25 protein-coding genes are annotated in these 25,744 nt (G+C 62.4%); 20 read left to right on the top strand and 5 right to left on the bottom strand.

Translation table 11 applies throughout. The annotated features are described in order from the left end of the window. Positions 1-146 precede the first annotated feature (146 nt). From M6D32_RS08315 to M6D32_RS08300, 4 genes are read right to left on the bottom strand one after another with little or no spacing between them, the layout of a single operon-like run. Positions 147-881, bottom strand: a complete 735-nt coding sequence (locus tag M6D32_RS08315; protein ID WP_298255190.1) for a GntR family transcriptional regulator — start codon at positions 879-881, stop codon at positions 147-149. Then, complete coding sequence (gene hpxZ / locus M6D32_RS08310) at positions 878-1,276, bottom strand: oxalurate catabolism protein HpxZ (protein ID WP_298255188.1); 399 nt, start codon at positions 1,274-1,276, stop codon at positions 878-880. Before hpxZ ends, M6D32_RS08315 begins: the two co-directional genes overlap by 4 nt. Before the next feature lies 1 nt (position 1,277). Then, positions 1,278-2,654 carry an AtzE family amidohydrolase gene (locus M6D32_RS08305; RefSeq protein ID WP_298255186.1) on the bottom strand — a complete coding sequence of 459 codons (1,377 nt, stop codon included), beginning with the start codon at positions 2,652-2,654 and terminating at the stop codon, positions 1,278-1,280. A 16-nt stretch (positions 2,655-2,670) separates the two neighbouring features. Further along, the gene (locus M6D32_RS08300) at positions 2,671-2,853 is read right to left on the bottom strand and encodes a DUF4089 domain-containing protein (RefSeq protein WP_298255184.1); all 183 of its coding nucleotides are present in this window, start codon (positions 2,851-2,853) and stop codon (positions 2,671-2,673) included. 827 nt (positions 2,854-3,680) lie between these two features. Here M6D32_RS08300 and M6D32_RS08295 point away from each other — a divergent pair. From M6D32_RS08295 to M6D32_RS08220, 16 genes are all read left to right on the top strand, one after another. After that, the gene (locus M6D32_RS08295) at positions 3,681-5,744 is read left to right on the top strand and encodes a HAMP domain-containing sensor histidine kinase (RefSeq protein ID WP_298255202.1); all 2,064 of its coding nucleotides are present in this window, start codon (positions 3,681-3,683) and stop codon (positions 5,742-5,744) included. Next, positions 5,714-7,453, top strand: a complete 1,740-nt coding sequence (locus M6D32_RS08290) for a DUF3369 domain-containing protein (protein WP_298255182.1) — start codon at positions 5,714-5,716, stop codon at positions 7,451-7,453. Before M6D32_RS08295 ends, M6D32_RS08290 begins: the two co-directional genes overlap by 31 nt. A gap of 3 nt (positions 7,454-7,456) precedes the next feature. Then, complete coding sequence (locus M6D32_RS08285) at positions 7,457-8,191, top strand: response regulator (RefSeq protein WP_298255181.1); 735 nt, start codon at positions 7,457-7,459, stop codon at positions 8,189-8,191. A gap of 475 nt (positions 8,192-8,666) precedes the next feature. After that, positions 8,667-9,278: a sigma-70 family RNA polymerase sigma factor gene (locus M6D32_RS08280; RefSeq protein WP_298255179.1), complete on the top strand. Its 612-nt coding sequence runs from the start codon at positions 8,667-8,669 to the stop codon at positions 9,276-9,278. A 261-nt stretch (positions 9,279-9,539) separates the two neighbouring features. Further along, positions 9,540-10,133, top strand: a complete 594-nt coding sequence (locus M6D32_RS08275; protein WP_298255177.1) for a L,D-transpeptidase — start codon at positions 9,540-9,542, stop codon at positions 10,131-10,133. 56 nt (positions 10,134-10,189) lie between these two features. After that, a complete protein-coding gene (locus M6D32_RS08270) occupies positions 10,190-11,227 on the top strand; it encodes an amino acid ABC transporter substrate-binding protein (protein WP_298255175.1) in 1,038 nt (345 codons plus the stop codon). A 166-nt stretch (positions 11,228-11,393) separates the two neighbouring features. Beyond that, a complete protein-coding gene (locus M6D32_RS08265; RefSeq protein WP_298255173.1) occupies positions 11,394-11,939 on the top strand; it encodes a carboxymuconolactone decarboxylase family protein in 546 nt (181 codons plus the stop codon). Positions 11,940-11,987: 48 nt separating this feature from the next. Continuing rightward, positions 11,988-12,482: a VOC family protein gene (locus M6D32_RS08260; protein ID WP_298255171.1), complete on the top strand. Its 495-nt coding sequence runs from the start codon at positions 11,988-11,990 to the stop codon at positions 12,480-12,482. 267 nt (positions 12,483-12,749) lie between these two features. Next, positions 12,750-13,073 (top strand): sulfur oxidation c-type cytochrome SoxX, encoded by a 324-nt coding sequence (gene soxX, locus M6D32_RS08255; RefSeq protein ID WP_298255169.1) that lies wholly within the window; start codon positions 12,750-12,752, stop codon positions 13,071-13,073. Between the two features lie 55 nt (positions 13,074-13,128). Further along, complete coding sequence (gene soxY / locus M6D32_RS08250; protein WP_298255167.1) at positions 13,129-13,620, top strand: thiosulfate oxidation carrier protein SoxY; 492 nt, start codon at positions 13,129-13,131, stop codon at positions 13,618-13,620. Between the two features lie 18 nt (positions 13,621-13,638). Continuing rightward, on the top strand, positions 13,639-13,950 hold the full coding sequence (gene soxZ / locus M6D32_RS08245; RefSeq protein ID WP_298255164.1) for a thiosulfate oxidation carrier complex protein SoxZ: 312 nt from the start codon (positions 13,639-13,641) through the stop codon (positions 13,948-13,950). A 42-nt stretch (positions 13,951-13,992) separates the two neighbouring features. Beyond that, on the top strand, positions 13,993-14,841 hold the full coding sequence (gene soxA / locus M6D32_RS08240; protein ID WP_298255162.1) for a sulfur oxidation c-type cytochrome SoxA: 849 nt from the start codon (positions 13,993-13,995) through the stop codon (positions 14,839-14,841). Then, on the top strand, positions 14,838-15,161 hold the full coding sequence (locus M6D32_RS08235) for a hypothetical protein (RefSeq protein ID WP_298255160.1): 324 nt from the start codon (positions 14,838-14,840) through the stop codon (positions 15,159-15,161). The genes soxA and M6D32_RS08235 overlap by 4 nt, the downstream gene beginning before the upstream one ends. Before the next feature lie 31 nt (positions 15,162-15,192). Next, entirely contained in the window at positions 15,193-16,935 is a 1,743-nt protein-coding gene (gene soxB / locus M6D32_RS08230) for a thiosulfohydrolase SoxB (protein ID WP_298255158.1), read from the top strand. A 57-nt stretch (positions 16,936-16,992) separates the two neighbouring features. Continuing rightward, the gene (locus tag M6D32_RS08225) at positions 16,993-18,033 is read left to right on the top strand and encodes an MBL fold metallo-hydrolase (protein ID WP_298255157.1); all 1,041 of its coding nucleotides are present in this window, start codon (positions 16,993-16,995) and stop codon (positions 18,031-18,033) included. Between the two features lie 138 nt (positions 18,034-18,171). Next, entirely contained in the window at positions 18,172-19,401 is a 1,230-nt protein-coding gene (locus M6D32_RS08220; RefSeq protein ID WP_298255155.1) for an MFS transporter, read from the top strand. 23 nt (positions 19,402-19,424) lie between these two features. Here the strand turns inward: M6D32_RS08220 and M6D32_RS08215 are convergent, their stop codons facing one another. Continuing rightward, a complete protein-coding gene (locus M6D32_RS08215) occupies positions 19,425-20,696 on the bottom strand; it encodes an MFS transporter (protein WP_298255153.1) in 1,272 nt (423 codons plus the stop codon). A gap of 238 nt (positions 20,697-20,934) precedes the next feature. Here M6D32_RS08215 and M6D32_RS08210 point away from each other — a divergent pair, with 238 nt between their 5' ends. The 4 genes from M6D32_RS08210 (at position 20,935) to M6D32_RS08195 (ending at position 25,736) form a co-directional block, all read left to right on the top strand. Next, a complete protein-coding gene (locus M6D32_RS08210) occupies positions 20,935-21,609 on the top strand; it encodes an ABC transporter ATP-binding protein (protein ID WP_298255151.1) in 675 nt (224 codons plus the stop codon). After that, positions 21,606-24,065: an ABC transporter permease gene (locus M6D32_RS08205; RefSeq protein ID WP_298255148.1), complete on the top strand. Its 2,460-nt coding sequence runs from the start codon at positions 21,606-21,608 to the stop codon at positions 24,063-24,065. The genes M6D32_RS08210 and M6D32_RS08205 overlap by 4 nt, the downstream gene beginning before the upstream one ends. Positions 24,066-24,164: 99 nt before the next feature. Next, on the top strand, positions 24,165-25,307 hold the full coding sequence (locus M6D32_RS08200) for a lipocalin-like domain-containing protein (protein WP_298255146.1): 1,143 nt from the start codon (positions 24,165-24,167) through the stop codon (positions 25,305-25,307). 36 nt (positions 25,308-25,343) lie between these two features. Then, positions 25,344-25,736 carry an MAPEG family protein gene (locus M6D32_RS08195; protein ID WP_298255144.1) on the top strand — a complete coding sequence of 131 codons (393 nt, stop codon included), beginning with the start codon at positions 25,344-25,346 and terminating at the stop codon, positions 25,734-25,736. The last annotated feature ends 8 nt before the right edge of the window (positions 25,737-25,744 follow it).

Raw genomic sequence — 25,744 nt, 5'->3', positions numbered from 1 at the left:
CGCGAATAAGAGCTTGTTGACCGACGTCTCTGGGTTCTGCTTCCACCTTTGCACGATCATCCCCGCTCACTCTCTCCCAAATGCTCGGAGAAAACCCTTCGTCATGCCCTTACTCTTGACATGGGACATAAGAGGATGAGGACCGCTCACACCGAAACGGCGTAAATCTCGTATTCGCCATGCACCCGCGCGATGTGCGCGCGCATCGCATTCGCCGCACCGTTGCGGTCGCCGCGCATGATCGCCACCACCACGCGGTCGTGCTCGGCATGCGATTGGGCGAGCCGGCCGAGATTGCGGAACTGGGCGCGGCGGAACGGCTGCACACGTTTACGCGTCGCCAGCGTAATCTCGGCGATATGGCCGTTTTGCGCGCCGGCATAGACGAAGCCGTGAAATTGTTCGTTGAGGACGTTAAAGCGATCCGGATCGCCGGCGTGACTGAGCACCCGCAGCTCCTCGTGAATTCGCTCCAGCCGGTAGCGCTCCGCCGGCGTCATTCGTTCCGCCGCCAGGCCGGCGCATAATGCTTCAAGCTCGGCCATCGCCTCGAACATTCCGCTCAAGCGCTCGATCGAGGGCTGCGCCACCACCGCGCCGCGATGGGCGCGCGCCTCTACGAGGCCCGACGCCACGAGCTGCCGCAACGCTTCGCGCACCGGCGTGCGCGACACACGGAAACGCCGCGCGATGTCGCTTTCGTCCAATGCCGATCCCGGCGCCAGCGCGCCGCGCACGATCTCGTCGGCCAGTTGCAGGTGCAACTCTTCGGCGCGGGTCAGCTTGTCGGCACGAACGATGCGGCTATCGGGGGGCGCGACCGCCTGCACTTGCGAAGGCGCGTGCCGGGCGGCGGCATCTCGCAAATCGTCGAGGCTCATGCCTTCTGGTCCCGCGGCTCATCGATGACGCTGACATGCGCCGCCACGATCTTCCAACCTTCCGGAAACCGCACCCATGTCTGCATCTGGCGTCCGACCTTGCGGGTTGCGCTATCGCGGTAGAACAGCGTCGAGGCCACCGCCATGTCGCGGCCATAGGTCGTGATCACGGTGCGATCGAGACGGCGCATCAGACCGACCGGCGAACGGCCGGCGCGGAACGCCATGATCTCCTTGTAGCCGTAGAGGTTCTCACCGCCGCCATAGCGCAGCGTGCGCGGATCGTCGCGGAACAGCTCGTCAAGTACCGCGACGTCGTTGCTCACGAGCGCCTTCTCGTAACGCGCAAATTGCGCGGTCACCTCGGCCAGCACATCGGGAAGATCGACCTGCATTTCAAATACCTCGCGGCGGGGCTGCGGAGACGACGCCCTCGCGCTCCAGGGCCGCCGCCACCCGCAGCGCAATGTCTTCGCGCCAGGGTGCGGCGATGATCTGCACACCGATCGGCATCGGCTCAAGCGGCACCGGGACGGCGACCACGGGCAGCCCGATAAAGGAAATCGGCTGGGTGTGAACGCCGATATGGGCGCGAACCGGCATTTCCGCGCCATCCAGCACGAAATTCACCTGCCCAAGTTTCGGCGCGACGCACGGCGTAGCCGGCGCCAGGACGACATCGACGGATTTGAACAACTCCAGCACCCGGCTGCGATACCAGCGTCGAAACTTCTGCGCACGATCGATCAACGATGCCGGGATCATCGCGCCCGCGATCAGGCGATCGCGCACCGCCGGATCGAAATCGTCTGGCCTGGTGCGCAACCGGTCGAGGTGAAGCGATGCGCCCTCGGAAGTCGAAATGACGAAGGCGGCGGCGCGGCCGCGCGCGGCTTCCGGAATTTCGACGGTGCGGTTCACACCAAGCGCCTTGACGACGCGGCTGATGGCTTCGGTCGCTTCGGGAAAGACACTTTTCTCGAAATAACCGCCGGCAACGGCAATGCGCAAATCGCCGATACCTTGATCGAGCAGGCCCGACACCGGTTCGGGTGGCCGCGTCGTGCAAGCAGCATCGGCGGCATCCGGCCCCTGCATGGCGTCATAGGCGAGAGCAAGGTCGGCGGTCGAGCGCGTCAGCGGACCGACGTGATCGAGAGAGTAGACAAAGGGGAACGAGCGCGCGCGGGAGAGCCGGCCGTAGGTCGGCTTCAATCCGAACACGCCGCAAAACGACGACGGCACCCGGATCGAGCCATTTGTATCCGAACCGAGTGTCAGCGGCACCAGCGCCCCACCGACCGCGCTGCCGGAACCGCCCGAAGAGCCGCCAGTCATCCGGGTCGGGTCGTGCGGATTGCGCGAGGGACCATCGTGAATGTTTTCGCCGGTGAAGTCGTAGGCGTATTCGCCCATGTTGAGCGCGCCGACCAGCACGGCGCCGGCCGCTTCCAGCCGCTCGACCACCGTCGCGTCGCGCGCGGCAGCAGGCAGATCGCGGTTGATCTTGGATCCGGCGCGGGTCGGCAGCCCCTTCACATCGAACAGGTTTTTCACGGCAAAGGGCACGCCGGCGAGCGGTCCGGGATTCTTGCCGGCAGCGATTGCCTCGTCGACCGCGCGCGCCTTCGCACGCGCCCGCTCCGCGGTGACGTCGGTGAACGCGTTCAGGACGGGGTTGTGCTTTGCGATCCGCGCCAGCGCGGCTTCGGTCGCTTCAAGCGCGGAAGATTTCTTGTTCGTGACGGCGCGCGCAATGTCCAAGGCGGACATCGTGGCCGATGCATGATCAGGCTGTGAAGACACTGGCGGGCTCGGCTTCGTCGGGGAATCCAAATTCGTCCACCAGCCGTGCCAGGCGCATGGACACTTCGAGGTTGGCGCGCACCGCCGGCTTCCAGGCATCCTTGACCGGAAGCTTCAGGAGTTTTGCAGCGGCGCCGATATATTCGTCGAGCGGATCGTCAGCCATTGTTGCTTCCTTCATGATCAGGTGGCGGAAGGCGAATTCCGCCAGCGGCTGTCTTGTTTGGCATTCGACCGATCGCCCAAGAGCTGGCCGAAGAGTGGTCCGAACGTACACTACTCGACGGTCCGCCGCGTCCGCATCACAATGCCGCGGTGAGGCAACGATCTCCTCGCATTTGGATATCCGGATTGCTGGGACTGCCTTCGCTCACCTCCGGCAAGGTCGCCGACCGCGCGGCGGTCCCACCCGGCAACCGGATCGCCCGCGCCGTTTCGCGGGCGAGGAAAATTAGAAAGTCGCGGTGCTTCACCGGGTGCTCCAGCACAACGGAAGATCAATTCCGAACCAGCGTCGCAAGGCTCATGCCAACCCGAGGGATTTTGGTATTCGACCGTTAAATCCCTGATTTATCTGGCAGATCGTGCGACCGTCCGGTCTACCGCAAAGATTGGCGAGGCAAAAACCCGTTGCATGCAGCAGGATAAACTTGCTGAATAAATGGGCAGGCGATCAGTCCGTTTGTGCCTTCGCGGTCGGCCAGCCGAATAGCCGTTGGCAAGGAGGCCGCGCCAGCACGCGCCGACAGGGCCGGTTTGCGCGAACTTGTGCTCAAAATGCACCGCGAGAGAAATGTTGAACCTTTTCTCCTCAGCACCGACATCATCACAGGGGGACAAGTTGCTGGTGCCCACTTTCCGAAGTTCGTGTCGCGACTCGGCACCCACCGTTCACGAACTTCGGAAAGTCATGGGCACCAACAATTCTATAATTCCAGTGCCGCTTCGCCATTTGAAGTTCCTGAATTGAACGGAAGCGCCGACCAGCACGAGATCACCGAACCGAGCCTGGCGGCGCGGGGCCATTCGCGGCTGGTCGCGCTGGTCCGCGCGGTCCCGATCCGCTGGCGCATCCTGTCGATCGCCGCACTGAACTCAGCCGTCGTCGTGGTGCTGGTCGCGCTGATCTGGAATGGCGCGCAGGTGCTGGGATCGGCGTGGGACGATGTGCGGCAGGTGCGGGAGTCCGACAAGGTGCTGGCGACGCTCGAGAGCGAAACCGGCCATCTGCAAAACCTGATCCATCGCTACATCACCCAGCCCAGCCCCGAAACGTTCGGCGAGATCTCGTATTCGCGCGAGACGGTTCTCGGCACGCTGAAGACGCGGGCCGCAACCGACCCGATGCTGTCAGGCTCGGTGAAACGGCTTGAACGCGTCACCGAGCGCTTTCTATCCGGCTTCAGCGAACTGCGCACCGTACAGGCCAGGATCACAAAGACCTATGAGGATGAAGTCCTCACCCCCGCCCGCGACATGGCCGGGCTTTATTCGATTATCGAGGGCGCCACCGGCCACCGCGACGCGTTGATCTGGCCGTCGCTCGGTAAATCCCGCGAAGCTTTCACGGCCATGCTGGTGGCCGCCAATGCCTATTACCTGTCTCTGGCGACGGCGTCGGCGGAAGAAGCCGGCCGCAATACCGAAACCATCGAGCAGACCATTCCGGTCATGATCGACCTCGCCGACAACGACTTGCAGCGGAGGGCGTTGCAGCGCCTGAACGAGCGCACCAAGGCGCTCAGCGCAGGGCTTGCCAAATTGTCGGCGCAGCTGACCAGCCGCACCGAATTGCTGCGTGATGTGATCGACGCCAGCCAGGCTGACGCTTCCAGCGCCATCGACGGACTGTCAGTCAAGATGCGTCGGCGCGAGCAGAAGGCGCAGGAGACGTTCGATCAGACGCTCGCCGACATTTCAAGAAAGGTGCTTTCGGTCGCGGTGATCTTTTTAGGCATCATCATCACCGCCGGCGTTTTGATCGCGCTGTCGATCCGCCTGCCGCTGCAGCACATCATGACGGCAATGCATGCGATCACCTCGGGCGACCTCAACCGCAAGGTCCACGGCACCGGCGCCAGCGACGAGGTCGGCGAGATGGCGCGTGCGGTCGACGTTTTCCGCGAAAACGCCGTCGCCAAGCGAAAGACCGAAGACGAACTGCGCGCTTCGAAAGAGAAGGCGGAAAACGCGCTGCACGAACTGAGCACCGCCCAGCAGAACCTGATCGATGCCGAACGCCTGGCGGCGCTCGGCGGGCTTGTTGCCGGCGTCGCCCATGAGGTAAATAATCCGATCGGCATCAGCCTGACGGTTGCGTCGAGCTTTGCGCGCCGCACCGAGGCATTCGAGGAAGAACTCAGGAGCGGTAACGGACTGCGGCGCTCGCAGCTCGACGAATTCGTCAAGACCTCGCGCGACGCCGCCCAACAACTGGTCGGCAATCTGCATCGCGCCGGCGAGCTCATTCAGTCGTTCAAGCAGGTGGCGGTAGACCGCTCGCATGCCGAACGGCGCACCTTCAGCTTGAGCGAGGCGACCGACCAGATCATCGCGAGCCTGCGGCCCGCCCTGAAGAAAGCGTCGATTACGCTGTCGGTCGAGGTACCTGAAAACCTCGCCGTTGACGGCTATCCGGGCTCTTATGGCCAGATCCTGACCAACCTGTTTCTCAACGCCGTTAACCACGCCTTCCCTGACGGGCGCTCCGGCACCATCACGATATCGGCCAAGTCGCGCGGCACCGACGATGTCGAGATCATCTTTTCCGATGACGGCGCCGGCATGACGCCTGACGTGCAGCGGCAGGCCTTCGATCCCTTCTTCACCACGCGCCGCAACGAGGGCGGCACCGGACTCGGCCTGCACATCGTCTACAATCTCGTCACACAGCAACTGGGCGGGCGGATGATGCTGGATTCAAGGCCGGGACAAGGCACCACGTTTCGCATTATCATGCCCAGCACCGACAAGACCGCCAGGGGCGGGCAGGCAAGTGAACACCAGGACCGCGACAGGACCTCTGCATGGCCGAACAGGACGATGTCCTCCACCTGATCGAGGATACCGGCGCCGATCCGGAAATCCCCGGCGCGCGCAAATGGAAGGTCGCGGTCATCGACGACGATCAGGCGGTGCATGAAGGCACGCGCTTTGCGCTGAGCGATTACAGCCTCAACGGGCAGACGCTGGAGATCCTGTCGGCCTATTCGGGCGCGGAGGGACGGGCGCTGATGCGCGCGCATCCCGACATTGCCGCCGTACTGCTCGACGTCATCATGGAAACCGACGCTGCCGGCCTCGATCTCGTCGAATATATCCGCGACGAGCTCCACAACGAGACCGTTCGCATCATCCTGCGTACCGGGCAGCCCGGACAGGCGCCGGAGCGCCGCGTCATCATCCAGTACGACATCAACGACTACAAGGCGAAGACCGAGCTGACGGCCGACAAGCTATTCACCTCTCTCACCGCGGCGCTGCGCAGCTATCAGCAGCTCGAGCGCATGGTGCAGACCCGCCGCGGGTTGGAGATCATCATCGATGCAGCGTCCACGCTCTACGATTTCAAATCGATGCAGCGCCTTGCCGAGGGCGTGCTGACGCAGATCGCTTCGCTGCTCAACGTCGACTGCGCCGGCATTCTGGTGCTGCGCGACGGCGGCGATATCAGCGGCGATTTCTCCGTCCTCGCCGGCTCGGGCTGCTACAGCCGCTTCATCGGCGCCTCGGGCGCCAGGGCGCTCGACGCCGATCTGCGCTCGATGGTGGAGGCCGCCTTCAGGCGCCGCAAGCATGAATTCGTTGACCAGCGCAGCGTGCTCTATGTTCGCACCGGCAGCGGCCGCGAGGTCGTGGTGCTGCTGCAGGCCGAGCGGCAATTGTCGGAGACCGACCGCTCGCTGGTGGAAATCTTCGGCAGCCGGCTTTCGATCGCCTTCGACAACGTGATCCTCTACCAGCAATTGCAGGCGGCCAACGCCCAGCTCGAGGATCGCGTCGCCCAACGCACCCGCGCGCTGATGCAGGCCAATCGCCGCCTGTCGGCGCAGTGGCTGCGCCTGCAGCGCGCCAACGGCTTCAAGAACGAAATTCTCGGCACCGTCGCCCATGACCTCAAGAACCCGCTCGGCGTCATTCTCGGCCGCACCGAAATGCTGACCGAGCTGATCGCCGCCGGCTCCCCGCACGACAACATCACGTCGCAGATCCACCATATTCGCGACGCCACCAAGCGGCTGACTTCGATGGTCGATCAGCTGATTTCGGACGCGATGGCGGACGCCTTCGACATCACCATTCGCCGCGAGCCAGTCGATATCGCCGCTCTCGTCGGCGAGGTGACTGACGCCAACCAGCCGCTTGCCGTCAACAAACGACAATCCATCGCGGTTTCGGCCGAGCCCAACCTGATCACTGCCTGCGATGCGGACCGGATCCGCGAAGCCATCGACAATCTCATCAGCAACGCCATCAAATACAGCCCGATCGGCGGCAAGATTTCGGTCGTGGTCAGCCAGGAAGCGAACAAGACCGTGATCCGCGTCGCCGACGAAGGCGCCGGTCTGTCGCCGGAAGATATCGGGCGGTTATTCGGTCGTTTTCAGCGACTGTCCGCCAAACCGACCGCGGGCGAGAGTTCGACCGGGCTTGGGCTGTCGATCGTCAAACGCATTGTCGACATGCATGGCGGCGAGGTCAGCGCCGACAGCGCCGGTCCCGGGCAGGGCTCGACATTCACCATCACATTGCCGACAGAGGCGTGATCCATGAGCCAAAGTCCGCATATCATCATTGTCGACGACGAGGCACCGGCCCGCGAAATGGTCGGCGATTATCTGAAGATGCACGGATTCACCGTGACGCTGTGCGACGGCGGCAAGAGCCTGCGCGGCGCCATCGAGAAAAGCGTGCCGGATCTCGTCGTGCTCGACCTCAACATGCCCGAGGAAGACGGGCTTTCGATCATTCGCGACTTAAAGAGCCGTACCAACGTACCGGTTATCATGCTGACGGCCACGGCGAGCCCGATCGATCGCGTGGTTGGCCTCGAACTTGGCGCCGACGATTATGTGGCCAAACCCTGCGAGTTGCGCGAGCTCATGGCGCGAATCCGCTCGGTATTGCGGCGAAGCACGCCGGCGCGGGCTGCAGCGGAAGCTGGCGGCGCCAAAGCAGCCAAGGACGCGCTGGTTCGATTCGGCACCAAGTGGCTCGATCTTCAGGCCCAGGCGCTGCGCGACGATGAAGGCAACGAGCATCCGCTGACCGCTTCCGAATTCGGGCTGCTCAAGGTGTTTGCAGCCAATCCGAAGCGTGTGCTTTCGCGTGAACGGCTGCTGGAACTGGCCAATGCCCGCGACAGCGAAGCGTTCGACCGCGCGGTCGATCTCCGGATCATGCGAATTCGCCGCAAGATCGAAATCGATCCTACCAAGCCGTCCGTCATCAGGACGATTCGTGGCGGCGGCTACCTGTTCTCGCCCGCAGGCGAGAAAGGTTGAACCGCCTCGCTTTCAGGACTTTCCGATTCTGATGCGGCAAAGAATCGCAAATGGGGGAAAGGAAGGTTGTCGGGGCAACCTGTCCGATCAGGCGTCGCTGGGCGATCACACTTAAAACAATAGGCTTGAATTGCGATGGCGCCGGCCTCGAGCCATCGCGCTTCTCGCTTGCTCAACAATATTCTCGCCGCCAATTCGAGCTGCCGCTAACGGATTCGTCGACAGGTCATTGATTGACGGGGCGACCGTCAGCCTTCAAGGTTTTTGTTCCCCTTGACCGCAGCCATCGCCGCGATGGCCCACAAAAATCTATCTGATTGAATTTGCTAATCTTTTTGCCAAGATCGTTTCGTCGCTAGCGCCGCGACGAAACAATTCTCCTGCCCACGAAACCATTTTCTCCTTTTCGTGCAGACGTCCCGAAACCGTCGCTGACTACCAATGGGTCAACGAAGGGCGACACCGGGAGGGCGTCATGTCTAAAATCGTAGCCATCAATGCCGCAGCTCAGCAGTGCCTGATCGCAGTGCAGGCGACATCAGACGAAGCGCTGCTTGAAAGCATCGCCGAAGGCGATCGAACCGCGATGCATTCGCTTTATTCGCGCCACCATGTCCGGGTCTACCGCTTCATCCTGCGGATGGTGCGCGACGCGGCGACGGCGGAAGATCTGACCAGCCAGGTCTTTCTCGACGTGTGGCGGACCGCAAACCAATTCCAGGGGCGCTCCCAGGTCTCCACCTGGCTGCTGTCGATCGCGCGTTTCAAGGCGCTCACCGCCTTGCGCCAGCGAAGGCATGAGGACATCGATCAGGAAGAAATGCTGGAGATCGCCGACGACGCTGAAACGCCGGAAGCCTGCCTCGACCGCTCCTCGACCAGCGCGATCCTGCGTGCCTGCGTCGCCAAGTTGTCGCCGGCGCATCGCGAGATCATCAATCTGGTTTATTACCATGAGAAATCAGTCGAGGAAGTGGGCCAGATCATCGGCATTCCCCAGAGCACGGTGAAGACCCGGATGTTCTACGCCCGCAAGCAGCTCGCCGATCTGCTGAAGGTCGCGGGCGTCGAGAGTCTCGCCGCCTGAACGTCGGCCCTGGTCGCGCGAAAGATGCGGCGATCCGCGCCGCATCGTGAATCGCTTTAACGATGGTCGCCGCGTGCAGCTGTTCATATTCACAGCGGGCCCACCACCACGCCCAAAAGCCCTTTGCAGCCCCGCCCATAAAAGGCGACGAACCGGGATGCGGGAGTTCCGGCGTGCTTGCCATCATCCCGCCCCTGGGATTTGATGGAACACACGACGTAGCCGCGCCGGTAGCGGCCGGTAAGGGCGGAGAAGCGTTAAATGACAAAAATTCGTCATCTGATCTGCATGACGATAGCGGCAGCAGGCTTGATGTTTTCGGCCTCGGTCAGCTTAGCGCAACAGCCTGACGAAGCCGACCAGCCCGGCCTGATTGCCGACGACACCTATCAGCTCGATCCGGAGTGGCAGAAGCAGATGGTGTATTACCGCACCACCGAGCCGCCGGGCACCATCATCATCTCGACCGCCGAACGGCATCTTTATCTGGTCCAGCCGGGCGGCCGCGCCATCCGCTACGGCATCGGCGTCGGCCGCGACGGGTTTCAGTGGCAGGGTCTGTTGAACATCGCCCGCAAGGCGGAGTGGCCGGACTGGGTGCCACCGCCGGAAATGATCCAGCGCCAGCCTTATCTGCCGCGCTTCATGGCCGGCGGACCCGGCAATCCGCTTGGCGCGCGGGCGATGTATCTCGGCACCACGGTTTACCGCATTCACGGCACCAACCGGCCGGACACGATCGGCACCAAGGTCTCGTCCGGCTGCTTCCGGCTGGTCAATTCAGACGTCATGGACCTCTATGACCGCGTGCCCGTGGGCACCAAGGTCGTGGTGCGGCAAAGGCCGGAGCTGTAACCCAAATCTCCTTTTGAAAATCCATTCCAATTTCCCGATGGGGCGAGGGATCAATGATGCGTACATTCCGAGGCGGCCTGCTGATCGGGCTCGCGGTCGCCGTTGCGGTTGCGGCCGTTGCCGTCACCTATGACTTCTACGACACGCGAACGCTAAAGCGGACCGTTCGCCGCGGCGAGGTGCTGTGCGGTGTCAACAAGGGGCTTCCGGGCTTCTCGATTCCCGACGACAAGGGCAACTGGACCGGCTTTGACGTCGATTTCTGTCGCGCGGTCGCCTCCGCCATTTTCGACGACCCGACCAAGGCGAAGTTCATCCCGCTCGACGCCAACGAGCGGTTCAAGGAATTGCAAAATCGGAAAGTGGACATTCTTTCCCGCAACTCGACCTGGAGCCTGTCGCGCGAGACAGACTATGACCTCTATTTCCCGGCGGTGGCCTTTTATGACGGGCAAGGCTTCATGCTGCCGCGCTCGCGCAACATCGATTCCGCGCTCGATCTCAATGGCAGCAAGATCTGCGTGCAGGACGGCACCACGACTGTCCTCAATCTCGCCGACTACTTCCGCGCCAACAACATGAAGTATGAGGAAAAGAAGTTCGGCAAGCTGGAAGACGTCGTCAAGGCCTACGAGTCCGGACAATGCGACACGCTGACCGCCGACGTGTCGCAGCTTTACGCGCTGCGGCTGAATTTTGCCAGGCCCGGCGAGCATACCATCCTGCCCGACGTGATTTCCAAGGAGCCTTTGGCGCCCGTGGTGCGGGAGCGCGACGACGACTGGATGCTGATCGTGAAGTGGACGCTCTATGCGATGATCAACGCCGAGGAACTCGGCGTGACCTCCAAGAACATCGACGAGGCCCTCAAGTCGAAGAAGCCCGACGTGATGCGGCTGGTCGGCACCGAAGGCAATTACGGCGAGGAACTCGGCTTGACCAAGGACTGGGCGGTCCGCATCATCCGCCATGTCGGCAATTATGGCGAAGTCTATGACCGCAATGTCGGCTCGGAATCCAAACTGAAGATTCCGCGCGGGCTCAACCAGCTCTGGAACGCCGGCGGCATCCAGTACGCGCCGCCGATCCGGTAAGCTTTTCCTCGTCATTGCCTGCGACAGACGCAAAGCGTTTGCGCAAGCGAGCGCAAGCGACGAAGCCGTCCAGAATCGATCTCACTCTTCATCCGCGGCCTCCTGCCGGGCATGACGGAGAAAGTGTCGCAATGACGAAACAACAACCAAGAAAAAGGAAACAATCATGCGGATAAAGCTGCTCACACCCGAGGAAATGAACCCCGAACAAAGACAGACTTACGACGAAGCGGTCGCCGGTAAACGCGGCCGGCCGCCGGCGCCGATGATGGCCTGGCTCAACAGCCCCGAGATGGCGCAGCACGCCACGCGGCTTGGCGAAGTGTTGCGCTTCGACACGATCTTTCCCGCAAAGTTGTCCGAGATCGCGATCCTTGTCACGGCGCGGCACTGGACCTCGCATTACGAGTGGTTCGCCCACAAGCGCCTCGCGCTTGCCGGCGGCATGGATCCGAAGATTGCCGACGACATCCGCGACCGCCGCACGCCCACTTTCGACGATCCCAAGGCGCAGATGATCTATGACGTGGCGAAATCGCTGCATGAAGGCCATGGTGTACCGAAGGCGCTGTACGACCAGGCCGTCGAGGTGCTCTCCTTGCGGGGGGTCGTCGAGGTGATCGGGCTGTGCGGCTACTACACCATGGTCTCGATGACACTGAATACGTTTGAATTCGGCCTGCCCGACGGGCAGGCATCCGAGCTTGCGTGAGCCCCGGCTGCTCCCTAGATTCCAACGATCGAGCAAGGGGAAGCAGCCATGCCGCCAAATCCGCCGATCGTCGCCGGCACCCGGATCGGCCATGTTCATCTTAAAGTCGCCGATCTCGAGCGCGCGCTGGGCTTCTATTGCGGCGTGCTCGGCTTCGAGCTGATGCAGCGCTACGGCAGCACAGCCGCCTTCATCTCGGCAGGCGGCTATCACCACCACATCGGGCTCAACACCTGGGAAAGTAAAGGCGGCCATCCCCCTGCCCCCGGCACCACCGGGCTGTTTCATACCGCGATCCTCTATCCGACCCGCGCCGCACTGGCGGACGCGCTGCATCGCGTGATCAGCGCCGGCATTCCGCTCGACGGCGCCAGCGACCACGGCGTCAGCGAAGCGCTCTATCTACGCGACCCCGATGAAAACGGCGTCGAGCTTTACCGCGACCGACTGCCCGCCGAATGGCCGCGCAACGCCGATGGTTCGCTCGCGATGTTCACGCGCCGGCTCGACGTCGAGGACCTGCTGCGGGCGCGCGCGGCGTAATCATACCGTGATCATTGCCGGATCGTAGAAGAAGCGTTCGCGGAAAATCTTGTCGCCGCGGCTGACGCGAGGCGGGCTCGCGACGGCATCGGCGGCCGCCATCCTTGCCAAATTCAACGACGTATTCAGCCATCACGATCCTCCCGGATTTCGCTTGTATCACCGCGTTGTCAGGCGATAGCCTTTGTGCTTTCAACGGTTATATTCGCACTGATCCCCCGCTGGAACCGCGCTTTGACCGACCGAGGCTCATTCAGATTGCTTTTGATGGCGCTGCTGATCGCCGTCACCTCGCCGTTTGGTGCAGCGCACGCCCAATCGAACGCAGCCGAGGGACAAAAAATTGCGTTCGACCGGGCCAAGGGGAACTGTCTGAGCTGTCACCAGATCAAGGGCGGCGACTTTCCCGGTACGATCGGTCCCGCGCTCAAGGACATCAAAAGCAAGTATCCCGACCGCAATGACCTCATCGCCATTCTGACCGACGAGACCCGGCGGAATCCGCTCACGGCTATGCCGCCGTTCGGCCGTAATCATATTCTGACTGAGCAGGAAATCGACGCGATCGTGGATTTTCTGCAAACACTATGAAGACGCGGCAACATGAAGACGCGACAACGCGCGACAGAATCTGGGAGATGGAACGATGACGACTTCCATAGGACGCTTTCCGGTTACACGACGGCTCGTCTTGCGCGGCGCCGGCTTTGTTACGCTCGCGGGGTTCGGCATCACGTCGTTCGCGCCGGCCGCTCTTGCCGCGGCCAATGACAAATATCCGGAAGACGCCTTCAGGCAAAAGGACGGCAAGGAGGCGATCAGACTGCTCTACGGCCGCACCGCGGAGCCATCCGACCAGATCAAGCTCGACGCGCCGGAGATCGCCGAGAACGGCGCCGTCGTTCCGATCTCGGTCTCGACCAGCCTCCCGAACGTCACCTCGGTCGCTTTTGTCGTGCCGGCAAACCCGAACGTGCTGGCGGCCTATTACAAGATACCGGAAGGCACGATGCCCGATATCGCCAACCGCCTGAAGATGGCCAAGACCAGCAGCGTCATCGCGCTCGTTGAATCCGGCGGCAAGCTTTTCAGCGCGGCGAAGGAAGTCAAGGTCACCATCGGCGGCTGCGGCGGCTAGCGGACAGGAGAATTTTCCATGGCATCGAGCATCCGCGTGCGCGCGATCGCAAAGGGCGAGACCACCGAGGTCCAGACGCTGATCCAGCATCCGATGGATTCCGGGTTTATCAAGAACGACAAGGGCGAATTCATCCCGGCGCATTTCATCACGGAATTGACCTTCGAACACAACGGCCGGCCGGTGTTCATCGCCGATTGGGGCACGGCGGTCTCGAAGGATCCTTATGTCAAGTTCGCCTTCAAAGGCGGCGCCAAGGGCGACGATCTGAAAGTGAGCTGGATCGACAACAAGGGCGGGACCGACAGCGCCACATTCAAGATTCAATAGGAGCTGGTCGTGGCAACGCGTGTTGGCCGAACCGGGAGACGGTTGAGCGTGAGATTTCTCCTGATTTCGCTGGCGAGCCTGGTGGTCACGCTTCTGCAAGCGCCCGCCGGCGCCGATAGTGTCGACCCGGCGGCGGAAGCGCGCGCCTTCCGCGACTATTTCCTTCACAAATTCCCCAACGTGAAGCCGGACGATTTCGTCAACGGACCCTACGCGTTGAATGAAGACATGCGGCGGCAATGGGAGGAGAAGGAACAGTTTCCTCCTTATGAATTCTCGCTCGAGAACGGCAAGGAATTGTTCGCCAGGCCTTTCGCGAACGGCAAACATTATGCGGATTGCTTTGCCGACCAGGGTATTGCCATCAGGCAGAACTATCCGCAATTCGACGCGGCAAGCGGCAAGGTCGTCACGCTAGAGCTCGCGCTGAACCAGTGTCGCGAGGCCAATGGCGAGAAAGCCATTTCCTATACCGGCGAGGACATGGCGGCGCTGACCGCCTATATGGCCTACACTTCGCGCGGCATGCCGTTCGACATCAAGATTCCGAACGACCCGCGCGCGATCGAAGCCTACGAAAACGGCAAGCGCTATTTCTACACGCGGCGCGGGCAATTGAATTTTTCCTGCGCGACCTGCCACGTTCAAAATCCGGGCGAGCACCTGCGCGCCGAGGTGCTGGCGCCGGCGCTCGGGATCCTCAACGCGATGCCGATCTACCGCTCCGAATGGGGCGGCATGGGCACGACCAGTCGCCGCTTCATCAGCTGCAACAGCCAGGTGCGCGGCGTGCCGCTTCCGCCGCAAAGCGACGAATACCGCGACCTCGAATATTATCTGTCCTATGTCAGCAATGGTCTGCCCATTTCCGGACCGGGATCACGGCCATGAGACGCCTGTCGAAAGTCTCGCTCGGAATTCTTGGGTTGCTTGCGATCCTGTCAACCAAAAGCGCTGCGTTTGCCGCGGGCCCTGAAGCCGATTTCAAAACGGCCTATGCCGCGGCGGAGGCCGCCGAAAAGCAAGCCGGCGTCTTGCGCAACCAATGGCTCCCGACGGAGACCGCCTTGGCGGATGCACGGAAAGCCGCCGAAAAGAGCGACTTCGACCGCGCGGTTGCCGCCGCGAAAGAGGCTGAAGCGTTGGCCAAGGCTTCGATCTTTCAGGCCAATAGCGAGAAAGAGGCCTGGAAAAATCTCGAGATACGCTGAGGGTTCCTTAGAGAATGACGCAACGCCGACCATGACCTTTCGCCGCCGGGATTTCTTGAGCCTATCAGGCGCCGCAGCGTTCGCGACCGCCCTGCCGCACCGCGCGCGCAGCGCCGAGCCCGGTGTCTACGACCTCGAGCGCTTCGGCAATGCCCGCATCCTGCATATCACCGATACGCACGCCCAGTTGTTGCCTGGCTATTTCCGCGAGCCGAGCGTCAATCTCGGCATCGGTGCGATGGCCGGACAACCGCCGCATCTCGTCGGCCACGCCTTTCTCGACCGCTTCGGCATCAAGGCGGAGAGCGCCGATGCCTACGCCTTCACGTCGCTCGAATTCGAGAAATCGGCGGCGCGCTTCGGTAAGCTCGGTGGCTTCGCGCATCTGAAAACATTGATCGACCGACTGCGTAACGAGGCTGGTCCGCGAAATTCCATGCTGCTTGACGGTGGCGATTCCTGGCAAGGCACCGGCCTCGCCAACACCTTGCGCGGCGCCGACATGGTGGAAGCGACCAACCTGCTCGGCGTCGAGGCGCTGACCGGGCATTGGGAATTCACCTATGGCGAGGAAACGCTGCGCAACAACCTCGCGCGCTTCAAGGGCGAGTTTCTGGCGCAGAACGTCTTTCTGACAGACGAAGCCGCGTTCAACGGCGCCAAGGCCCTCGATCCGGCATCAGGCCGCGTCTTCAAGCCGGCAATGGTCAAGGACATCGGCGGGTACCGTGTGGCCGTGATCGGCCAGGCTTTTCCCTACGTTCCGATCGCACATCCCAAGCGTTTCACGCCGGACTGGACCTTTGGCATTCGCGAGCAGGAATTGCAGGCTCTGATCGACAGTCTTCGTTCCACCGAGAAGGCCGACGCGGTGTTGCTGCTGTCGCATAACGGCATGGACGTCGATCTGAAACTGGCTTCCCGCGTGCACGGGCTCGACGTCATTCTCGGCGGTCACACCCACGACGCTATTCCGCAAGCCATTGCCGTGACCAATTCCGGCGGCACCACGCTCGTTACCAATGCCGGTTCGAACGGCAAGTTCCTCGGCGTGCTCGATCTCGATCTCGCCGGGGGCCGCGTGCGGGACGTGCGTTACCACCTGCTGCCAGTGTTCTCGGAACTGCTCAAGCCCGATGCCGAGATGACCGGGCTGATCGAGAAGATTCGCAGCCCGCAAGTGGCTGGCTGGAGTGGCAAGATCACCACCATCGACCGCCTGCTCTATCGTCGCGATAATTTTACCGGCACTGTCGACCAGTTGATCTGCACCGCGCTGCGCCGCGAATTCGATGCCGAGATCGCGCTGTCGCCGGGCTTTCGCTGGGGCGCAACTTTCCTCGCCAATCAGCCGTTGACGATGGAAGACGTGCTGGCCGAGACCGCCATCACCTATCCGGAAACCTACGTCTCGAGACTGACCGGCAGCGAAATCAAGAACACGCTCGAAGATGTCTGCGACAATCTGTTCAACGCCGACCCCTACCACCAGCAGGGCGGCGACATGGTGCGCATCGGCGGCCTCAGCTACAGCTGCTCGCCCTCGGAAAGCATCGGCCGGCGGATTTCCGACCTGAAGCTCGACAACGGCCGAGCTGTTGAATCGCACAAGCACTATTCGGTTGCGGGCTGGGCCGCGGTCAATCCGCAGCAAGGCATGCCGGTATGGGACGTTCTTGCCAAACAGCTCGGCAGCGCCAAACCGCGCGCCGAAACTGCCGACAATGTTGCGTTGCGAGGCGTCACCGGCAATCCCGGTATCGTGGAACAGTAGGGCGCTAGGGCTTCCGGCGTGATACGATGGCCGGATCGGTTCACGGATTTCTTGGCCATGATCTTTCGTCAGTTGTTCGACAGCGTCTCCGGCACCTACAGCTATCTCCTGGCGAGTCGCGCGGGCGGCGAGGCCATGATCCTCGACCCCGTTCTGGAACGGGTCGATCGCTACTGCACGCTGCTGCGCGAACTCGACCTCAAGCTGGTCAAGGCTGTCGATACCCACCTGCATGCCGACCATGTGACCGGCCTCGGCGAACTGCGCGACCGCACCCATTGCATCACCATCATGGGCGAAGAGACCAAGGCCGACGTCGTGTCGATGCGAGTGTCCGATGGCGACCGGGTGACCATCGAGGGAATCACGCTCGACGTCATGTACACGCCCGGCCACACCGACGACTCCTATAGCTATCTGATGGGCGATCGCGTCTTCACCGGCGACACGCTCTTGATCCGCGGCACCGGCCGCACCGATTTCCAGAACGGCAGCGCGCGGGCGCAATACGAGTCGATCTTCAATCGCCTGCTGAAGCTACCCGATGAAACCATGGTGTTTCCGGCCCACGACTACAAGGGCGACACCGTATCCACCATCGGCGAAGAGAAGCGCTACAATCCGCGTCTGCAGGTTCGCTCGGTCGACGAATATGTGGAGCTGATGAACAATCTGAAGCTGCCCAACCCCAAGATGATGGATGTCGCGGTGCCGGCCAATATCCGCGTCGGCCTGCACCAGGACGAGTTGACCAGGCAGGGATTGGCGTTCACCGCGATCGACGCGATCAAGAGCCTCGGCCGTCCCGATATCCTGCTCGTCGACTTGCGTGAAACAAGCGAGCGCGCCAAGCACGGCACCCTGCCCGGCGCATTGCATGCGCCGTATCCTTCGATCGATGACAGCCTCAAGCCCGGCGGGATGCTGCGCGAGGTCGCGACCGCGACCGGACGGCGCATCGTGTTCTTCTGCGCCTACGGCGAGCGATCGGCGATGGCCGTCAATGCCGCCAAGGAAGCCGGGTTGCCCAATCCAGCCCATATCGCCGGCGGCATCGACGCCTGGAAGAAGGCCGGCGGCCCCGTGCAGACCGGCTGACCGTTGTTATATGTGAGACAAACCCGGGCGCGTCGCCTCATAACCCTTGTTCTTAAGGGCTGCCATGCAGCCCTATTCATGGACAAGTAACCGCTAGCGCCGATATTTTGCCTCGCCGAAGCGAGGAAAACCCCTGATATGGCCGATATTCTGGCCGCGCCGCCAGTTGCATCCAAACAGGCCGAAACCGACGATCAGCTTCGTACGCTGGGCTTGATTTCGGTCGCGCATTGGGTGAGCCATTTCCATATCTTCGCATTGCCGATGCTGTTTCCTTTTCTGAAACAGCAACTCCATGTCGGCTATGTTGAACTCGGTTTTGCGCTGACCGTCTTCGCAGTGAGTTCCGGCCTGACGCAGGCGCCGATCGGCTATCTGGCTGACCATCTTGGCGCGCGGAAGATCCTCCTGATCGGCCTTTGTCTCGGCGGCGGCGCGCTAATCGCACTCGGCCTGCATCTCAGCTATTCGTGGCTGATCGTGAGCGCGGCGCTACTCGGACTGGCCAACAGCGTCTATCACCCGGCCAATTATGCAATCCTCTCGGCCCATATGAACGAAGCGCGGATGGGCCGCGCCTTTTCGATTCACACCTTCGCCGGTTTCCTTGGCGGCGCGGTGGCGCCTGCCGTTATCGCGGGGCTGGTGGCGGCGACAGGCGGCAACGGCGCGCTGATCGCAGCCGGCGCTGTCGGCCCGCTGGTGGCGCTCCTTATCCTCATCTTCGGCATTCCCGATGTTCGCGCGGCCGACAAGGAGACGGACAGAGCCGACGCGCCGAAGCAAAACGTCATCACACCGGCGCTCGTCGTGTTGACGGTCTTCTTCATGCTGCTCAGCCTCTCGAATGCCGGCATCGCCAATTTCGGCGTCGTGGCACTGATGAGCGGTTACGGCGCGACCTTCTCCGGCGCCAATTTGGCGCTGACCGCCTATCTCGGCGCCAGCGCGGCCGGCGTTCTCGCCGGCGGATTTCTCGCCGACCACACCGAGCGTCATGGACAGGTGGCAGCCGCCTGCTTTGGGGTGAATGCTGCTATCCTGTTGCTCGTCGCCACCGTGAGCCAGCCGCCACTGCTGCTGACCGGAGCGATGGGACTGGCCGGATTCCTCTCTGGCGTGATTGCTCCCTCGCGCGACATGATGGTCCGTAATGCCGCCCCTCCCGGCGCCGCAGGCCGCGCGTTCGGCATCGTCTCCACCGGCTTCAATATCGGCGGTACTGTCAGCCCGCTGCTGTTCGGCTGGATCATGGACCAGCACCTGCCGCATTGGGTGTTCGGCGGCTCGGTCGTTTTCATGGTGCTGACCGTCCTGCTCGCGCTCGCCACCGAGCAGAGCCCGGAAAGCAAGCCGGCTCGCGCCTGATGCCGTGACAGACCGGATCGCCTTCAAGCGAATTTCGGCTGCTGCGTGGCTGCCAGCAAACGCTCACGTTCGCTATTGGGCCATAGCAGCAGCAGGCCCAACAGGCCGGATACGACGAGGATGACCGCGTTGATCGTGAAGCCGGTCATATAGCCTTCCACCGAGCCGGACGCGCGCTGGATCATGCGGCCCATCACCCATGGCGCCATGATGCCCGCGAGCGTATAGATCGCGCCATAGATCGCGATCGCCGCCCCGCGCTGCGAGACGGGCGTAAACTCGCTGATCATCGGCCCGCACACAACATAGATCGAGCCCGAAAGTCCGGAGCCCACGACCAGCAGCGCGATCTGGAGTCTCGCGCCGTCGGCATAAGGAACGAGGCCAAGGATGATGCCGCCGGCGATCAACGGGACCGCGCCCAGAATCCCGCGCGCCAAGCGCGTTGAGTAGCCGCGTGCCACCAGCACTTGCGAGATCCAGCCGGTCAGCAGCACAACGCCGGCGCCAAAGATCCAGGGCAGTATCGAAACCACCCCGGCCTCACCTTGCGAGAAGCCGAGCCCCGTCACGATGAACGGCGTGAACCAGGTGAGACCCAGCGAAAGCGCCCAGTAAGCGCCGAAGCTCGCGGCGCAGCAGCCGACAAAGGTGCGCGAGGCAAGAAGCCGCAAATAAGGAAATCGGATTTCCTTCGCAGCTGTTGCCAAAGCCGGAACGAGCGGACCTTCCTTGCCGAGGAGCAGCCATGCCACGACCCAGAAGAGCCCGACCACGCCGAGCGCGCCGAATGCATAGTGCCAATTGTGGTAGACGATGAGCCAGTTCAGCGCGGGCACCGCCAGAATGATTCCGAACGCCGAGCCCTGCGCTAACACGGCCGTCGGCAGGGTGCGCTTCTCGTCGGGAAACCATTTGTAGATGGCGTGTGCCGCGACTGAACCCGCCGGCCCTTCGCCCGCACCGAGAATGACGCGACAGATCAAAAGCGTCATGAAACTGACGTCGCCGACCATCGGCAACTGGGCCAGCGCCCAGATCAATGCGAGCGCCAGCAGCACCCAGCGGGTTGCCACGCGGTTGGCGAGAAAGCCGACCGCAACCGCCGATACCGAATACAGGAAGAAGAAGGACGAGCCGAGCAGGCCGAACTGTTGCGGTTCAAGCTTCAGGTCGGTCATGATCGGAACGCCGGCAAGACCGACCACGATCTTGTCGGCAAAGTTCATCAGCATGAACAGAAACAGGAGAAACGTCATTCTCCAGGCCCCCTGAGGGGCGGACTGGGCGTTCATGGACATCCCCTCATAGCGATCTTTTGCCGTTAGACCGGCTTTGAGGTGATGCTACGCAAGGCGAACCCGGAAATGCAACCGATCGTCCGGCGGCCACGCCTTTTTCCGGCAACCAACCGATGATGGGCAGACCCGATCACGATCCAGTCCCCGTTGCCACCGCAGGGCATGATATGGGTTATGTGTATGGCTATGCTGAAGGGCTATCGAAAGTAGACAGCAAGGTGCATCGCTTCGCATGACGCGGGACAAAGAGATCGTGCTGAGCGTTCGTAATCTGACCAAAGCCTATTCCGCGGCTGGCGAAAAGGTTTCCGTTCTTCGCGGGGTCAACCTGATCGTCGCAGCCGGCGAGCGCGTCGCGCTGACCGGGGAATCCGGCAGCGGCAAGAGCACGTTGTTGCATCTGATCGCCGGACTTGATCGGGCAGACGGCGGCGACATCGATTTCGCCGGAACGCCAATGGCAGGCCTCAACGAAGCCGGGCTTGCGGCATTACGCCGCGACCGGCTGGGTCTCGTCTTTCAGCAATTCAGCCTGATCCCGAGCCTCAATGTTGGGGATAATTTGGCATTCCAGTCCCGCATTGCCGGACGTAACGATGTCGCCTGGCAGACCGAATTGGCGCAGCGCCTGGGCCTTGCCGGGCTTCTTGATCGCTATCCCGAGCAGCTTTCCGGCGGCCAGCAGCAACGGGTCGCCATCGGTCGGGCGCTCGCGGTCAAACCGTTGCTGCTGCTCGCGGACGAACCCACCGGCAACCTCGACGAGACGACAGCCGACAACGTGCTGGCGCTCACCCGCGACCTTGTCGCGCGGACCGGTTGCAGCCTTCTGATGGTGACCCATTCCAATCGTCTGGCGGCGACGCTCGACCGCCATGTCAACCTCAGCGCGGGATTGATCGCGTGACCCGGACGCTCTGGGTTCTCGCAGTCCTGCTCAGTCACTGGCGGCGGCATCCGATGCAGTTCGCGACGCTGGTGATCGGCCTCGTCTCGGCGATCGCGCTGTGGAGCGGCGTGCAAGCCCTGAACCAGCAGGCGCGCGCGAGCTATGACCGCGCCGCAGCTGCATTCGGCGGCACCCGCACGGCCACATTGGTCTCCCGCAGCGGCGGCACTTTCCCGCAGCAGCTTTTTGTCGATCTTCGTCGCGCCGGCTGGCCGGTATCGCCGGTTCTCGAGGGCCGCATCCAGATCGATGGACGTTCATTCCGTCTGCTCGGCATCGAGCCCGTGACGCTACCGGCGGAGGTCGGCGATACGCCAGCGATCGGCGGAGACCTGCAGAGCTTCGTCATGTCGCCCGGAGAGACGCGCGTCGCGCCCGAGACCTTGACCGAGCTCGGCGCAAGCGAGGGCGGTTCGCTGCAGGCGAGCAACGACATGACGCTGCCGCCGCTGCGCCTTGCGGCACGACTGACGCCTGGGGTGTTGGTGGTCGATATCGGCATCGCCCAGCAGCTACTGAAAATGCCGGGCCAGGTTTCACGCCTTCTGATCGGCAAGAGCAAAGGTCCGCGCGCTTCGCTCGAATCGGTTGCCGGCGACAGGCTTCGCCTGATCAAGCCCGACGCCGAGACCGACCTCGAACGCCTCACCGACAGCTTTCACCTGAACCTCACTGCGTTCGGCCTGCTGTCGTTTTTCGTCGGTCTGTTTATCGTCAACTCCGCGATCGGGCTGGCGTTCGAACAACGGCTGCCGATGCTGCGGACCTTGCGGGCGTGCGGCGTATCATCCCGTCAACTCAATGCGGTATTGCTGCTCGAACTCGTATTCTTCGCGCTCGTCGCCGGGCTTGCCGGCATGGTCGTCGGCTATCTCATCGCAGCCGCGCTGCTGCCCGATGTCGCCGCGTCCCTGCGCGGCCTTTATGGCGCGCAGATTCCTGGACAGCTTTCGCTGCGGCCGCAATGGTGGCTCGCTGGTCTCGTGATCAGCGTGTTGGGTGCGCTGCTGGCTGCGGCCGCGAGCCTGCTGAAAGCAGGCCGCCTCTCCGTGCTCGCGGCGGCCCAGCCCCAGGCCTGGCATCAGGCGCAGCGCCGATGGGTCATGCTTCAGGGGATGGCCGCGCTCGCGGTGTTCACTGCAGCGCTCGGCCTTCTCTGGTTCGGCGATTCCCTGCTTGCCGGCTTTGCGCTGCTCGCCGCGATCCTGCTTGGCGCTGCCCTGGCGTTACCCCTGCTGTTGGAGCTTGTGCTGGCCGGCGGTGAGCGACAGGCGCGCGGCGCGCTCGCCGCATGGTTCTGGGCCGACAGCCGCCAGCAGCTTTCGGGCCTATCCCTGGCCCTGATGGCGCTATTGCTCGCACTTTCCGTCAATGTCGGCGTCGGCACGATGGTCGAGAGTTTCCGCCAGACCTTTGTGAGCTGGCTCGACGGAAGGCTCGCGGCCGATGTCTACATCAATGCGGCCGACGATGCGCAAGCCAAAGCCATCACCGCATGGCTGCGCGAACGGCGTGACGTCATCGCCATCCTTCCCGGCGGACGCGCCGAGACGCAATTCGCCGGCGCGCCGCTGGAAATTTTCGGACTTCCCGATCGTGCCACCTACCGCGACCGCTGGCCGCTGCTGCGGTCGGCGGAGAACTCCTGGGCGCGGTTGCGGCAAGGGGACGCCGCTTTCGCCAGTGAACAACTGGCGCGGCGCTCGAAGCTTTCCATCGGTGGCGCGATCGAGGTGCCGACGCCGAATGGCGACTGGAAGATCCGGATCGTCGGCATCTATGCCGACTATGGCAATCCGAACGCACAGATCGCGGTCAATTTTGACGCGCTGACAAATCACTTCCCCACCATCCCGCGTACCCGGATCGGCTTGCGCGCCAATCAAGCCGCCGTCCCCAAGCTGATGTCGGACTTGCGCGAGAAATTCGGTCTCGACGAACACAGCCTGATCGATCAGGCGACCTTGAAAGCCGAATCGAAACGCATCTTCAAGCGGACCTTCTCGGTGACCGCCGCGCTGAACGCCTTCACCCTCGCCGTTGCCGGCATCGCGTTGTTGACTAGCCTGCTCACGCTCGGCAACTCGCGGCTGCCGCAGCTTGCGCCGCTGTGGGCGATCGGGATCACACGACGGCAACTGGCTGTCATCGAGCTGCTCAAGACGATGTCGGTTGCACTCGTCACCGCGCTGCTCGCGCTGCCGCTCGGCCTGCTGGTTGCCTGGTGCCTGATCGCGATCGTGAACGTGAAAGCATTTGGCTGGCGGCTGCCGTTCCACGTGTTCCCGCTGCAATTGGCCGAGCTTCTCGCCGTCGCCATGGCAGCCTCGCTCGTCGCGGCGGCCATCCCGGTTCTCAAGCTGGCGCGCTTGCAGCCGGCCGAACTGATCAAGGTTTTCGCCGATGAGCGGTAGTGGAGTGGATTTGGCATTCGCTACGGTATTTGCCGCAAGTTCGCAAAGCGAATGTCAAATCCAAAACTCCACTACAAACCTATATTTGCTGGTGGTCCAATGATTCCAACATTCGCAGAACTATTTGCCGAGACGGGCTGCGAATGTTGGAATCGGACCACCAGCTTCTTGATCTCGCGCCGGACCTTCGCCGGTGGCGCACTATTGGCCGCGCTGGCGGGAAAGACGGCGCGGGCGCAGGGCTTTGCCGGGCTCGGCATGAACGGCCAGGGGTTTGCACCCGTCGTGCCCGGCAGGCCGCTTGTCTTTCCCGCCGATCACGGCCCGCATCCGGACTTTCGCATCGAATGGTGGTACGTCACCGCGAACCTCGCTGATTCCAGCGGATCGGCCTACGGCGCGCAATGGACGTTGTTTCGCCAGGCGATGGCGCCCGGCCCACAGCACGAAGGCTGGGCCAATCAGCAGATCTGGATGGGACACGCTGCCGTCACCCGCGCCGACACACATCGCTTCAGCGAAACCTTTGCGCGCGGCGGCGTTGGACAAGCGGGCTCGCAAGCCTCGCCCCTTGAGGCGTGGATCGACGCTTGGCAAATGCGCGGTGGCGAGAGGATGAACAGCGACACGCTTTCACCGCTCGAACTCAATGCAGCCGGCAACGACTTCGCTTACACCCTTCGTCTCGAAGCCGATCATGCCTTGGTTCTGCAAGGCGATGCCGGCTACAGCGTGAAATCGGAACAGGGACAGGCGTCCTATTACTACAGCCAGCCTTATTTTAGAGCGCGTGGCCGCATCACCGTCGACGACAAGCCGGCCGAGGTCACCGGACTTGCGTGGATGGACCGCGAATGGAGCAGCCAGCCACTCGCCTCCGATCAAACCGGATGGGACTGGCTGTCGCTGCATCTCAATCGCGGCGAAAAGCTCATGCTGTTCCGGCTGCGCGACAGAGGCAATCATGACTTCATTTCGGGAAAATGGTTTTCGCCCGATGGCAGGGAAATGCGGCTTGGATCCTCCGACATCGCCATGACTCCGAGGGTTTTCACGGATATGGCCGGACACCGGATTCCAACCACCTGGGACATCGCCATCCCATCGCTCTCGCTCGCGATCTCGTGCACGCCAGTGAACCCGAAATGCTGGATGGGAACGCGCTTTCCCTATTGGGAAGGACCGATCCGCTTTTCCGGCAGCCACAGCGGGGTTGGATATCTCGAGATGACGGGTTACTGAACGTGGAATTTTTCAGACATTGAAGGAACTTTCGCCATGTATCACCTGACGGCCCTCGTCACGTGCCTTGTGATCTTGATGTATTTCGCTTTCAGCTTTCAGGTCGGCAAGGCGCGCGGAACCTACGGCATCAAGGCGCCGGCGATATCGGGCCATCCGGACTTCGAGCGCGTTTTTCGCGTCCACATGAATACGCTGGAGTGGATGCCGATCTTCCTGCCGGCGCTCTGGCTGTTTGCGTTCTATGTCAGCGACGCCATTGCGGCGGCGCTTGGCGTCGTCTGGATCATAGGCCGTATTCTGTACATGACCGGCTATGCAAAAGCCGCCAACAAACGCAGACCGGGGTTTGCGATCCAGGCCAGCGCCACGATCGCGCTTTGGCTGGGCGCGACCGGAGCCATCCTTTGGCGCCTCGTCCATCCATGAAACAAAAC

The organism is Bradyrhizobium sp. (assembly GCF_027307225.1).
Taxonomy (GTDB): Bacteria; Pseudomonadota; Alphaproteobacteria; order Rhizobiales; family Xanthobacteraceae; genus Bradyrhizobium.
This window is presented reverse-complemented; position numbering and strand designations above follow the sequence as displayed.